Genomic DNA, 12,361 nt, shown 5'->3' on the forward strand with positions numbered 1-12,361 from the left:
TGCAGCGCCCGCGTCCCCTCGTCGTCGGGCGGCCCGACGACCGCCACCTCGCGCGGCCCGTCGAGGAGCGCCTCCGCCGTCGCGAGCGCCCAGCCCGCCGCCCGCGGGTACCGCTCCGCGATCCGCAGCGGCACGGCGAGCGCGCGCTCCGCGGCCTCCCGGTGCCGGACCGACCCCGTGAGGGCCGCGTACGTGAGCAGCGCGCCCGCGGCGGCCGCCTGACCCGACGGCGTCGGGCCGTCCGCCGGGTCCTGCGGGCGGCGGATGCGGGCCAGCACCGGGTCCGTCTCGTCGTCCGCGGTGTCGAAGAACCCGCCCGCGCCGTCCGGGAAGCGCGTCAGCACCGTCTCCAGCAGCCCGCCCGCGTGCCCCACCCAGCGGGCGTCGCCCGTCACGGCCGCGAGAGCGAGGAAGCCCTCCGCGACGTCGGCGTAGTCCTCCAGCACCGCGGGTGCGCTGCCCGCGACACCGTCGCGCGACGCCCGGACGAGCCGCGTCGACGCCTGCCCGCCGACCTGCCCGCCGACCTGCCCGTCGACCCGGTCGTCGTGCTGCGCGCCGTGGTGCCCGTCGGGCCGCTCGCCGTCGTGCGCGCCGTGGCGCTCGTCGTCCCGGGGGCTGCGGACGTGGACGTCCAGCAGCAGCGTCGCGACCTCGTGCGCGGCCGTGACCCACGTGGGCTCGTCGAGCAGCGCGCCCGCCTCGGCGAGCGCGGCGACGGCCAGCCCGTTCCACGCCGAGACGACCTTGTCGTCCCGTCCCGGTTGCGGACGCGTCCCGCGGTGGGCCAGCAGGCGCTCGCGGACGGCGTCGAGCCGGGCGGCGTCGTCGGGGCCGGCCGGGTCCGCCCGGAGCTGCAGCACCGACGTGCCGTGCTCGAACGTGCCGTCGGGCGTCACGCCGAAGACCTGCGCCGCCCAGACGCCGTCCGCGTCGCCGAGGACCGCCCGCAGCTCGTCGGGCGTCCACACGTAGGTCGTGCCCTCGCGGCCGTCGGTGTCCGCGTCGAGGGCGGACGCGAGCCCGCCCTCCGGGGTGCGCAGGTCGCGCAGCAGCCACCGGGCCGTCCCCGTCGCGACCCGTCGGGCGAGCGGGGAGCCCGTGGCACGCCACCAGTGCGCGTAGACGCGCAGCAGCAGGGCGTTGTCGTAGAGCATCTTCTCGAAGTGCGGCACGGTCCACGACGCGTCGACCGCGTACCGCGCGAAGCCCCCGCCGAGCTGGTCGTGCATCCCGCCGCGCGCCATCGCCGTCAGCGCGTCCTCGGCGAGGGCCAGGACGGCGCGGTCGCCCGTGCGGGCGTGGTGCCGCAGCAGCCACTCGAGGGCCGTCGACGGCGGGAACTTGGGCGCACCGCCGAACCCGCCGTGCACGCGGTCGACGGTCGGGCGCAGCGCGACGAGAGCCCGGCCGACCAGCGCGTCGTCGACGACGGGCGCGGGGACGGGGACGAGGGGTGCGGCGGCGTCGTCGTCGGGCTCCCCGGCGAGGGCGGCGCGGATCGACGCGGCGCTCGCGACGACCTCGTCCCGGCGGGTCTGCCACGCGGCCGCGATCGACGCCAGGACCTCGGGGAACGACGGCACGCTCTGCACGCGCCGGGGCGGGAAGTACGTGCCGCAGAAGAACGGCGCACCGTCCGGCGTCGTGAACACCGTCATCGGCCAGCCGCCCTGACCGGTCATCGCCTGCGTCGCCGACATGTAGACCGCGTCGACGTCGGGCCGCTCCTCCCGGTCGACCTTCACGTTGACGAAGTGCGCGTTCATGAACGCAGCGGTCGCGTCGTCCTCGAACGACTCGTGCGCCATGACGTGGCACCAGTGGCACGCCGCGTACCCGACGGACACGAGCAGCGGGACGTCGCGCCGGGCGGCCTCGGCGAACGCGTCGTCGCCCCACTCCCGCCAGTCCACGGGGTTGTCGGCGTGCTGCCGCAGGTACGGGCTCGTCGCGGACGCGAGGCGGTTCGGCATGCGGCCAGCCTCGGTCAACGCGGCGCCGCGGGCGACCGGGGGCGTGGCGTCGCGGGTCGTCCACCGGGCGTCCACCGCCCGTCCTTCCCGATGTCGGTGGCTGCAGCCACGATGGAGGTCCCGATCCGCACCGACGAGGGAGTCGTCATGGCCGTCACGCTCAACCCGTACCTCAACTTCCGGTCGAGCACCCGGGAGGCGATGACCTTCTACCAGTCGGTCCTCGGCGGTCAGCTCGACGTCAGCACGTTCGCGGACTACGGCGCGGCGCAGGACCCGGCCGACGCCGACCTGGTCATGCACAGCCAGCTCACGACGCCCGACGGCATCACGCTCATGGCCGCCGACGTGCCGAGCCACATGGACCTCGCCGACGCGTCGTCGGTCTCGGTGTCGCTCAGCGGCGACGACCAGGAGAAGCTCACCGGGTTCTACGAGGGCCTGTCCGCGGGCGGCACGGTCGTCGAGGCGCTGGCGGTCGCGCCGTGGGGCGACTCGTTCGGGATGTTCGTCGACAAGTTCGGGACGAGCTGGCTCGTCAACATCGCGGGCAGCGGCAACGCCTGACGCGTCGCCGCCGGGTCACGCGACGACCGGCTCGTCCGCCCGCACCGGCCGCGGGTCGGGGGCGGGCGAGCCGATGAGCGCGCGCGCCGGGAGGACCCGGTCGAGCCCGACGAGCCCCAGTCCCAGGACGAGGAAGCCGACGCCGTACGTCGCGACGTTGACGCCCAGCCCGCCCCAGCCGAGCTCGTCGAGGTCGATGAACCCGTACGGGTAGCCGAGGTCCCACACGAGCCCGCGGACGACCGCGAAGGTGCAGTACGCGAGCAGGTAGCCGAACCAGTACCCCGCGTACCGCCACGTCATGCGGCGGTGGGCGTCGAGCAGCACGAAGTCGAGGAACGCGGCGATCGGCGTGATCTCGTGCTCGATCGTGCCCGACGTCAGGCCGAACGCGACCGCGGGGGCGTCGGCGGCCTCGGGTGCGAGCACGAAGTACGAGATGAGGCCCGTGATCGCGAGGAACAGCGTGACGCCGCCCTTGAACCACGCGGGCGGCTGCCGTCGTCCGAGGACGGAGGCGACGCCCGCCCAGACCATGACGACGGCCAGCATGAGACCGGCCTGGTTGGTGAAGTAGGCGAGGCCGTCGAGGTCGCCGTGCAGCCAGATCTCGTGGGTCCCGATGAGGGCGAGCGTCGCGATCGCGAAGCGCACCAGCGCCACGAGGACGTTGACGACGGACACCTGCATGGGGCGCTCTCCCTCCGACAGCGGCGTTGCTGTGCAGGGCACCTTCCCACCCCGGGGCCGGTCCGCGCACGCACCGCGTCCGGCGCGCGTCACCTCCGCTCAGGCGCGGCCGGCGACGATCCCGTCGGCGTGGTCGGCGACCCAGCGCATGAGCGGCAGGAGGTGGTCGACGAGCTCGCGGCCCAGCGGCGTGAGCGAGTAGTCGACGCGCGGCGGCACGGTCGCCGTGACCTCGCGGTGGACCAGGCCGTCGGCCTCGAGGGTGCGCAGCGTCTGGGCGAGCATCTTCTCGCTGATGCCCTCGACGATCCGCCGCAGCTCGCCCCAGCGCAGCGTCCGCTCCGACAGCGCGACCAGCAGCAGGACGCCCCACTTGCTCGTCACGTGGTCGAGGACGACCCTGCTGGGGCACGCGGACGCGAGAACTCCGTCCGTCAGAAGCCGGTCCAGGACGCTGACCTCATTGCTTACCGTCACGTCCGTACCTTACGCCGAAGTGGGTACCGCTGGCGGGGAAGGTGCTCGACGCGGCAGGGGTTGTGCTCGGCGACACCATCACCGGGCCAGCCGTGGCCAGGTCGTCGCCGGCCCCACGCCGACGACGGACCGGACCGGCGACCCCCACCGAGAGGACCACCATGTCGATCGTCGTCACCGGAGCCACCGGCCACCTGGGCCGCCTCGTCGTCGAGCACCTGCTGACCCTGGGCACCCCCGCGCAGGACATCGTCGCGACCGGACGCTCCGTGGACCGGCTCGCCGACCTCGCCGCGCGCGGCGTCCGGACGACCGTCGCCGACTTCGACGACCCGTCCACGCTCGTCGCCGCGTTCGAGGGAGCCGACGTCCTGCTGCTCGTCTCCGGCAGCGAGGTCGGGCGACGCGTCCCGCAGCACACCGCCGCGATCGAGGCCGCGAAGACCGCGGGCGTCGGCCGCATCGTCTACACGAGCGCGCCGCACGCCGACACGACGCCGCTGCCCCTGGCGACCGAGCACCGGGCCACCGAGGAGGTGCTGCGCGCGTCCGGCGTCACGTGGACCGTCCTGCGCAACAACTGGTACACGGAGAACTACCTGCCCGTGCTCGACCAGGCCGCCGACACCGGCGTCATCGTGTCGAGCACCGGGACCGGCCTCGTCGCCAGCGCCCCGCGCGACGACTACGCCGCCGCGGCCGCCGTCGTCCTCACCACCGACGGCCACGACGACCGGGTCTACGAGCTGTCCGGCGACGTCGCGTGGACGCACGACGAGCTCGCCGCCGCCGCGGCCGAGGTCCTCGGCCGTCCCGTCGAGCACCGTGCCGTCTCGACCGAGGAGCACCGCGCGATCCTCGAGGGCGCGGGCCTCGACGCCGGCACCATCGGCTTCCTGCTGACCCTCGACGAGGGCATCGCCCGCGGCGACCTGGCCGACGCCACCGCCGACCTGCGCACCCTCACGGGCCGCCCGACGGTCCCCCTGACCGAGGCCCTCCGCACCGCCCGCGCCTGACCCGGCGGCTGGCCGGCCGACCACGACCGGCCAGCCTGCACGGTCGCCCCCGCCCACCCCGGGCGACCGTCGTCAGACCCGCACCCCGCCCGCGTCCCGCCCATCTCCCGCCCCCACCCCCGCCCCGCCTCACCCCCCGCCCGCCCCCCACCCCCGCCCGCCCGCACCCCCTGAGGTCGCTGGTTGGGGCCGAGGTCGTCAGCTGGAGCCGGCGAACTCGGCAGCGGCTGACGAACTCGCGGGCGGCGGAGGGCCGGGCGGCGGTGCGTGCGGGGCGGCGGGGCGTGACCTGGGGGTGGGCGGGATAGCCTCAGGGCGTTCCGGCAACGGCGGCGAGGACGGTCGATGGTCAGCAGCTCTCCCCTCAGGTTCGGCATCGTCGGCAGCGGCTGGCGGGCGCAGTTCTTCCTCCGGATGGCGCGGCTCATGCCGCACCGGTTCCGGTGCGTCGGCGTCGTGACGCGCACGGCCGAGCGCGGGTTCGTCGTCGAGCAGACGTGGAACGTCCCGACGGTCCGCACCGTCGCCGAGCTCGTCGCGGCCGACCGACCCGAGTTCGTCGTCGTGTCGGTGCCGTGGCCCGTCACCCCGGAGGCGACGCGCGAGCTCGTCGCGCTGGGCGTGCCCGTCCTCGCCGAGACGCCGCCCGCGCCCGACGCCGACGGCCTGCGCGCCCTGTGGTCGGACGTCGGCGCGTCCGGGATCGTGCAGGTCGCGGAGCACAGCCCGTCGATGCCCGCGCACCAGGCCCGGATCCGCGCCGTCGACGAGGGCCTCATCGGCACCGCGACGAGTGTGCAGATCTCTTCGACGCACCTGTACCACGCGGTCGGGCTGGTCCGGCGGCTGCTCCGAGCCGGTCGCGGCGAGGTGACCGTGCGCGCCACGACGACCACCGCACCGCTGCTGGAGCCGATCAGCCGCGACGGCTGGACGGGCGAGACCGAGGCGAGGGAGCGCTGGTCGATCCTCGCGACGCTCGACTTCGGCGGCGGCCGCAGCGCGCTGTACGACTTCACCGAGAACCAGTGGCACAACCCGCTGCGCACCAACCGCCTCGTCGTGCGCGGCTCGCACGGCGAGCTCGTCGACGACACCCTGACGCGCTGGGTCGACGAGCGGACCGTCGTGACGTCGCGCCTGGAGCGCCGCGTGACCGGGCTGGAGCAGAACCTCGACGGCTTCGACCTGGAGCACCTCAGCCTCGACGGCCGGGTCCTGTACCGGAACCCGTTCGACGGCGCCCGCCTGGCCGACGACGACATCGCGGTCGCGACGCTCCTCGCGTCGACCGGCGCGTGGGTCCGCGGCGAGGGCGAGGCCCCGTACCCGCTGGCCGACGGCTGCCAGGACCACCTGCTGGGCCTCGCGATCGACGAGGCGGCCCGCACGGGCGAGGTGGTCCGCACCGAGCGCGAGGCCTGGGCGGACGCGTGACGGACCCGTCCGACGTCGCGCCGCGGGCGCGCAGCGCGGTCGTCGTCGGTGCGGGGATCGGGGGTCTGGCCGCTGCCGTGGGGCTCGCCCGGCGCGGGTGGGACGTCACGGTCCTGGAGCGGGCGACGTCCCTCGAACCCGTCGGCGCGGGGATCGCGCTCGCCCCGAACGCGGTGCGGGCGCTCGACGCGCTCGGCGTCGCCGGCGAGGTGCGGTCGATGGCCGCGCTGCAGGGCGCGATCGGGATCCGGCGGGCCGACGGGCGCTGGCTGGTGCGCGCCGACGCGACGCGGGTCGGCGAGGCGTTCGGCGAGCAGACCGTCGTCGTGCACCGGGCGCGGCTCGTGGACCTGCTGGTCCGGGCGCTGCCCGACGGCGCACTGCGGACGGGCGTCGAGGCGACGGTGACCGACCCGGGCTCCGCGTCGGACGCCGCGACGGTCCGGTTGTCCTCGGTCTCCGCGGAAGCCTCCCGCGGCGGGCCGGGAGGCGTCCGCACGCGGGTCGCCGCCGACGTCGTGCGCACCGACCGGGACGCCGAGGACGAGCCGTCACGCGACGACCGGTTCGCCGCAGACGCGTCCGGGCGCGGCGACCAGGTCGCTCACGAGGTCCTGCGGGCCGACCTCGTCGTCGCCGCCGACGGCATCGACTCGCGGACGCGCCGCGCGCTGTTCCCCGAGCACCCCGGCCCGGTGTCGACCGAGGTCACGGCGTGGCGGTTCGTCGTCCCGGCCGTCGACGGCCTCGTGCCCGCGGAGACGTGGGGGCGCGGCTCGGTCGTCGGGCTCACGCCGCTCGCGGACGGCCGCGTCTACGGGTACGCCACCGCGTCGCTGCCGCCCGGCACCCGGTTCGACGACCCCGCCGCGGAGCTGCGCCGCCGGTTCGGCTCGTGGCACGCGCCCATCCCCGCGGTGCTCGACGGCCTCGACGCGTCGGCGGTGCTCCAGCACGACCTGCGCTGGCTCGCGACGCCGCTGCCCCGCTTCCACGTCGGGCGGGTGGCGTTCCTCGGGGACGCCGCGCACGCGATGACGCCGAACCTCGGGCAGGGCGGCTGCCAGGCGCTGGAGGACGCGGTGACGCTCGCGGCCCTCGTGGGCAGCGGTGTCCCGGACGTGCCGGACGGGTCCGGTGGACCGGCCCGGACGGACGGCGACGGCCTGCGCCGGGCGCTCGCCGCGTACACCGCGCAGCGGCTCCCGCGCACGCGCCGGGTGCAGCGGATGTCGTCGCAGGTGGGCGCACCGACGACCTGGACGTCGCCCGTCGCCGTCGCGGTGCGCGACACGCTCATGGCCGTCGTCGGCCGGGTCGCCGGTCCGCTGCTCGTCCGCCGGACGGCGTCGGTCGTCGACTGGCACCCACCCGCCGAGGCGGCCTCGCACCGGTAGGCCCGGCGGCTGCGGCTACCCCCGGACGACGCCCGCCTCGACGGCGACGATCGCGGCCTGGACGCGCGACGCGCACCCGAGCTTGGCGAGCACGCGGCTGACGTGGGTCTTCGCGGTCGCCTCGGTGATGACGAGCGCGGCGGCGAGGTCGGCGTTCGACATCCCCGCGCCGAGGCACGCGAGGACGTCGCGCTCGCGCGGCGTGAGGGTGTCGACGAGGTCGACGCCCGATGCGGCGGCCGACGCCGTGCCGTCCGCGGCGACGACGGGCCCGGCACCGGACGGGTCGGCAGCGGGTGGCGCGGCCGCGACGAGGTCGGCGAGGAGCCGCCGGGTGACCTCGGGTGCGAGGACCCCGTCGCCGGCCGCGACACGCTCCACGGCGTCGACCAGGGCGGCCGCGCTCGTCGTCTTGAGCAGGAACCCGACGGCACCGGCGCGGAGCATCCCGAGGACGTACTCGTCGAGGTCGAACGTCGTGAGGGCCAGGACGTCGGCGAGCCCCTCGCCGGTGATGACGCGGGTCGCCTCGATGCCGTCGACGCCGGGCATGCGGACGTCCATGAGCACGACGTCGGGGCGCAGCGCACGGGCGTTCGTGATGGCCGCGTGCCCGTCGGCGGCCTCCCCGACGACCTCGACGCCGCCCTGCTCGAGCAGCAGCCGCAGCCCGGCGCGGATCGCGGCGTGGTCGTCGGCGAGCAGGACGCGCGTCATGCGACGACCACCGGCAGGTGCGCGTGGACGGTCCAGGAGTCGCCGGTCGGTCCGGCGTCGAACGAGCCGCCGAGCGCCTCGGCCCGCTCCCGCATCGTCAGCAGCCCGGTCCCGCCGTGCAGCCCGCCGGCGCCGTCTCGCCCGGTCCCACCGTCGTACCCGGGTCCGGTGCGCGGTCCGGTCCCACCGCCCACCGGGGCGCCACCCGGCGGTCCTGAGACGTCGTCCGCCGGGCGCCGGGTGGACGCCGGGACCGGGTTCGTGACGCGGACGTCGAGGGTGTCGCCGGTACGCGCGACGACGACCCGGGCGCGGGCGCCTGGCGCGTGCTTGGCGACGTTCGTCAGGGCCTCCTGCACGATCCGGTAGGCGGCGTGGTCGACGGCGGCGGGCAGCGCGTCGGGCACCGGGCCGTCGACCTCGACGTCCTGCCCCGCGGCGCGCGCGGTCGCGACGAGGTCCCCGAGCCGCGCGAGGCCCGCGGGGGCGGTGACGGCGTCGGTCCGCCCGCGCAGCACGACGATCATCGACCGCATCTCGGTGAGCGCGTCGATCGTGGCCGACCGCACGGCCTGCAGCGATGCCCGGTCGGCGGTGGTGTCAGGCGGCCCGGCGAGCGCCGCCTCGGCGCGGATCGCGGCGGCGGACAGGTGCCCGGCGACGACGTCGTGCAGGTCGCGCGCCATGCGGGCGCGTTCCTCGCGGAGGGCGGACTCGCGGTCGAGCTCGGCGATGCGCTCGAGGTCGTCGGCGTGCGCGCGGGCCAGGGCGGCGCGGCCCGCCTCGGCGGCGGCGAGCTCGTCGCGACGCCGCACGTCGTGCGCCCACCACAGCGGCGTGCCGTAGAGCGCGGCGGACTGCAGCAGGAGCAGGACGGCCTCGCGCGGGGGCGCGCCGGCCACGAGGACCCCGACGCTCGCGCCGAGCACGAGCAGGACGACGGTCGTGACGAGCCGTCGCCGTGCGGCGGTCGAGATGTGCAGCGCGGCGGTGTAGAGGGCGTCGAACAGCGCGAGGATCGTCGCGACGCTGCCGCCGATCGCCGTGTCGAGGGCCGCGCACACCGCGGTGACGGCCAGCACGGCGACGGGGTGGCGGCGCTTGACGACGAGCGCGGTCGACGCGACGACGAGCAGCGCGACGTGCCACGCCCCGGCGTGCTCGACGACGACGTCGGGCAGCCACGGCGGCGGCGGGTTGGTGACGCCGAGGCCGATGAGGGCGAGCCCGACGAGCAGGAGCGTCAGCGCGGCGGTCCGGTCGTCCCACCAGCCACGCTCGCGCGCCCGGCGGCCCAGCAGGGCGGCCCGGTCCCACCACCCGAGGCGGGTCGTGCCGTCGTCCTCGACCGGCCCGTCAGCGTGTCCCGGCCCGTCGGCGCGTCCCGGAGCGACGCGTGCGGGCGCGTCGGGGGTCGGCGCCGGCGTCATCTCCCCATCCCAGCACAGCGCCCGCGGCGACCCGTCGTCCGAACGATGTACGCCGCGGCCCGGGGATCGGCCGTCCGCCCGACGCGGTGCCGCGCACGGTCCGGCGAGGGTGGCGGCATGGTCGAGGTGATGGACGAGATCCGGCAGAACCCGGTCGCGGCGCTGGTCGTGGCGTGCGAGGTGGCGTTCTGGGTGTTCCTGCTCGCGGCGGTCGCCGTCCGCTACGGGCTGGGGTGGCGCCGGACGTCGACCGTGCTGCTGCTGTGCGAGCCGCTGCTGGAGGTCGTGCTGCTCGTCGCGACCGTCGGTGACCTGCTGCGCGGCAGCGAGCCGACGTGGACGCACGGCCTCGCCGCGCTCTACCTGGGGTTCACCGTGGGCTTCGGCAAGTGGACGGTGCACCGGGTCGACGCGTGGGTCGCGTGGCGGTTCGCGGGTGGACCCCGGCCGCCACGACCGCCGCGCACGGGTCCGGCGGCGCGGTCGTACGAGTGGCGGATGTGGGGGCGCGTCGTCGTGGCGTGGGTCGTCGCCGCGGCGGTCCTCGGGGTGCTGCTGCTGATCGCGCGCGAGCACCCCGACCAGCGGGAGGTGCTGCTCGGCTGGCTGGGGCGCGCGACGCTCGTGCTCGTGGGCTGGCTCGTCGCCGGGCCGCTGTGGACCGAGCTGTCGTCCCGCGGCCGCCCGTCCGACGACGGGGACGACGACCCCGCTCCCGGGATGCGGTCGCCCACGGCCGGTGCGACGGTCGAACGATGACACGGTTCGGGTACACCCTCATGTCCGAGCAGTCCGGCCCGAAGGACCTCGTCCGCTACGCCGCTGCGGCCGAGGACGTCGGCTTCGACTTCGAGGTCGCGAGCGACCACTACTTCCCGTGGCTCGACTCCCAGGGCCACTCGGGCTTCGCGTGGTCGACGCTGGGGGCCGTCGCGCACGCGACGAGCCGCGTCGAGCTCATGACGTACGTGACGTGCCCGATCCTGCGGTACCACCCGGCGGTCGTCGCACAGGCGGCCGCGACGCTCGGCGTCCTGACCGACGGGCGCTTCACGCTCAACCTGGGCGCCGGGGAGAACCTCAACGAGCACGTCGTCGGGGAGCGCTGGCCCGCGGTCGGGGAGCGTCACGACATGCTCGAGGAGGCCGTCGAGATCATCCGCGAGCTGCTCACGGGCGAGCGCACGACCTACGAGGGCGCGCACTTCCGGGTCGACTCGGCGAAGGTGTGGGACGTCCCGGACGAGCCCGTCGAGATCGGCGTCGCGGTGTCCGGCGACCAGTCCGTCGAGCGGTTCGCCCCGCTCGCGGACCACCTGGTCGCGGTCGAGCCGGACGGGGACCTCGTGGCGTCGTGGGACACGGCCCGCCCGGCGGGTGCCGCGCTGTCGCGCAAGATCGGGCAGGTCCCGATCTGCTGGGACCCGTCGCAGGAGCGGGCCGTCGAGCGGGCGCACGAGCAGTTCCGGTGGTTCGCGGGTGGGTGGAAGGTCAACGCCGACCTGCCGACGACCGAGGCGTTCGCCGCCGCGAGCCAGTTCGTCCGCCCCGAGGACGTCGCCGAGCAGATCGTCTGCGGTCCCGACCTGGACCAGGCCGTCGAGGCGGTCGCCGCGTACTGGGAGGCCGGGTTCACGGACGTCGCGATCGTGCAGGTCGGCGACGAGCGGCAGGACGAGTTCCTCGCGAAGGCCGCCGGGCCTCTGCTGGAGAAGCTGCGCGCCGCGTCGACGTCGTGACCTCCGGACACGCCCGCACACGCCCGGACGGGACACCTGCCCGGGACGCGCCCGCCGGAGACCCGGCCCGGCACGACCCTCGACCCGAGGAGGACCCACCATGGCTGTCACCGCGTTCCAGGACCTGCCGCTCGCCGACCGCGACCGCGCGTGGGACGGCGCCGCCGCCGAGAAGCGGGTGCGCGCCTGGGCGAAGGCCGACGACGAGCCGAACGAGCGGTACCGCGATGCGCACGTCTGGTACGACGCCGACGCGAAGGACAACTTCGGCTCGTACAAGCTGCTCGTCGCGGACGTCGTCGACGGGCGGCTGAAGGCCGTCCCGCGCGGCGTCTTCGCGGCCGCCGCCGTCATGCAGGGCTCACGCGGCGGCGTGGACCTGCCCGACAAGGACCGCGACCGCGTGAAGAGCCACCTGGCGAAGTACTACGCCAAGCTCGACGAGACCCCGCCGTGGGACGCCTGACGCGCGACACCCCTCCCGCCACCCCGCGCCGACGCCTCGGCGGAGCGCCGCGCGCTCAGTAGCCCGGGCGGAGGCGGACGCGGGGCTGGTTGCCGTTGCCCTTCGTGCTCTCGACGATGCTCGGGCGGTCGGCGACGAAGTCGGTGAACGACCGGTAGCCGAGCGAGCGCTCGCTGAACGCGGGGTCCATGCGCGTCATCTGGTTCTTCAGCTCGCCGAACGACACCCACTCGTCGTCGGGCTTCTTGGTGCGGATCAGCCGCATGGCGCGCATGAGCAGCTGCGTGGCCGCGCGGTGGGCGGCCTTGCCGCTGCGTGCGGGCGGCTGGTCCACGGCGTCGGCGGCGTCGGCGGCGTCCGCCGTGTCGGCCGTGTCGGCCGTGTCGGCGCCGTCGGCCGTGCCGGGCGTGGCGGTCGTCCCGACCGCGCCCGCGCCTCGGCCGCGC

13 protein-coding genes are annotated in these 12,361 nt (G+C 75.9%); 7 read left to right on the forward strand and 6 right to left on the reverse strand.

Annotation, left to right across the window (positions count from 1 at the left end; genetic code table 11):
* Positions 1-1,976 (reverse strand): thioredoxin domain-containing protein (locus tag CBZ_RS15350; RefSeq protein ID WP_130782382.1); only part of this gene is annotated, 1,976 nt, incomplete at its 3' end.
* A 147-nt stretch (positions 1,977-2,123) separates the two neighbouring features.
* Here CBZ_RS15350 and CBZ_RS15355 point away from each other — a divergent pair.
* Positions 2,124-2,543, forward strand: coding sequence for a VOC family protein (locus tag CBZ_RS15355; protein ID WP_130782392.1), 420 nt, complete (start codon positions 2,124-2,126; stop codon positions 2,541-2,543).
* Positions 2,544-2,558: 15 nt separating this feature from the next.
* Here the strand turns inward: CBZ_RS15355 and CBZ_RS15360 are convergent, their stop codons facing one another.
* Positions 2,559-3,233, reverse strand: coding sequence for a Pr6Pr family membrane protein (locus CBZ_RS15360; RefSeq protein ID WP_130782383.1), 675 nt, complete (start codon positions 3,231-3,233; stop codon positions 2,559-2,561).
* A 99-nt stretch (positions 3,234-3,332) separates the two neighbouring features.
* A complete protein-coding gene (locus CBZ_RS15365) occupies positions 3,333-3,710 on the reverse strand; it encodes a winged helix-turn-helix transcriptional regulator (protein WP_130782384.1) in 378 nt (125 codons plus the stop codon).
* Positions 3,711-3,871: 161 nt separating this feature from the next.
* Between CBZ_RS15365 and CBZ_RS15370 the strand changes: the two genes are divergently transcribed.
* The 3 genes from CBZ_RS15370 to CBZ_RS15380 all read left to right on the forward strand — a co-directional run bounded on the left by CBZ_RS15370 (position 3,872) and on the right by CBZ_RS15380 (position 7,563).
* Positions 3,872-4,729 carry an SDR family oxidoreductase gene (locus tag CBZ_RS15370; protein WP_130782385.1) on the forward strand — a complete coding sequence of 286 codons (858 nt, stop codon included), beginning with the start codon at positions 3,872-3,874 and terminating at the stop codon, positions 4,727-4,729.
* A gap of 345 nt (positions 4,730-5,074) precedes the next feature.
* Positions 5,075-6,166, forward strand: a complete 1,092-nt coding sequence (locus CBZ_RS15375; protein ID WP_130782386.1) for a Gfo/Idh/MocA family protein — start codon at positions 5,075-5,077, stop codon at positions 6,164-6,166.
* Positions 6,163-7,563: an FAD-dependent monooxygenase gene (locus CBZ_RS15380; RefSeq protein WP_130782387.1), complete on the forward strand. Its 1,401-nt coding sequence runs from the start codon at positions 6,163-6,165 to the stop codon at positions 7,561-7,563. Before CBZ_RS15375 ends, CBZ_RS15380 begins: the two co-directional genes overlap by 4 nt.
* A 15-nt stretch (positions 7,564-7,578) precedes the next feature.
* Here CBZ_RS15380 and CBZ_RS15385 read toward each other — a convergent pair whose 3' ends face one another.
* Together CBZ_RS15385 and CBZ_RS15390 are read right to left on the reverse strand one after the other, a co-directional pair.
* Complete coding sequence (locus tag CBZ_RS15385; protein ID WP_130782388.1) at positions 7,579-8,280, reverse strand: response regulator; 702 nt, start codon at positions 8,278-8,280, stop codon at positions 7,579-7,581.
* Positions 8,277-9,710, reverse strand: coding sequence for a sensor histidine kinase (locus CBZ_RS15390; protein WP_130782389.1), 1,434 nt, complete (start codon positions 9,708-9,710; stop codon positions 8,277-8,279). Before CBZ_RS15390 ends, CBZ_RS15385 begins: the two co-directional genes overlap by 4 nt.
* Positions 9,711-9,827: 117 nt before the next feature.
* Here CBZ_RS15390 and CBZ_RS15395 point away from each other — a divergent pair, with 117 nt between their 5' ends.
* From CBZ_RS15395 to CBZ_RS15405, 3 genes are all read left to right on the forward strand, one after another.
* On the forward strand, positions 9,828-10,469 hold the full coding sequence (locus CBZ_RS15395; RefSeq protein ID WP_246013458.1) for a hypothetical protein: 642 nt from the start codon (positions 9,828-9,830) through the stop codon (positions 10,467-10,469).
* Positions 10,466-11,449 carry a TIGR03557 family F420-dependent LLM class oxidoreductase gene (locus tag CBZ_RS15400; protein WP_130782390.1) on the forward strand — a complete coding sequence of 328 codons (984 nt, stop codon included), beginning with the start codon at positions 10,466-10,468 and terminating at the stop codon, positions 11,447-11,449. Before CBZ_RS15395 ends, CBZ_RS15400 begins: the two co-directional genes overlap by 4 nt.
* Before the next feature lie 100 nt (positions 11,450-11,549).
* Complete coding sequence (locus CBZ_RS15405; protein WP_130782391.1) at positions 11,550-11,915, forward strand: hypothetical protein; 366 nt, start codon at positions 11,550-11,552, stop codon at positions 11,913-11,915.
* A 55-nt stretch (positions 11,916-11,970) separates the two neighbouring features.
* Here CBZ_RS15405 and CBZ_RS15410 read toward each other — a convergent pair.
* Positions 11,971-12,361: OST-HTH/LOTUS domain-containing protein (locus tag CBZ_RS15410; protein WP_246013459.1), on the reverse strand; the 391-nt coding region annotated here is incomplete at its 5' end.

This window comes from Cellulomonas biazotea (assembly GCF_004306155.1).
Taxonomy (GTDB): Bacteria; Actinomycetota; Actinomycetes; order Actinomycetales; family Cellulomonadaceae; genus Cellulomonas; species Cellulomonas biazotea.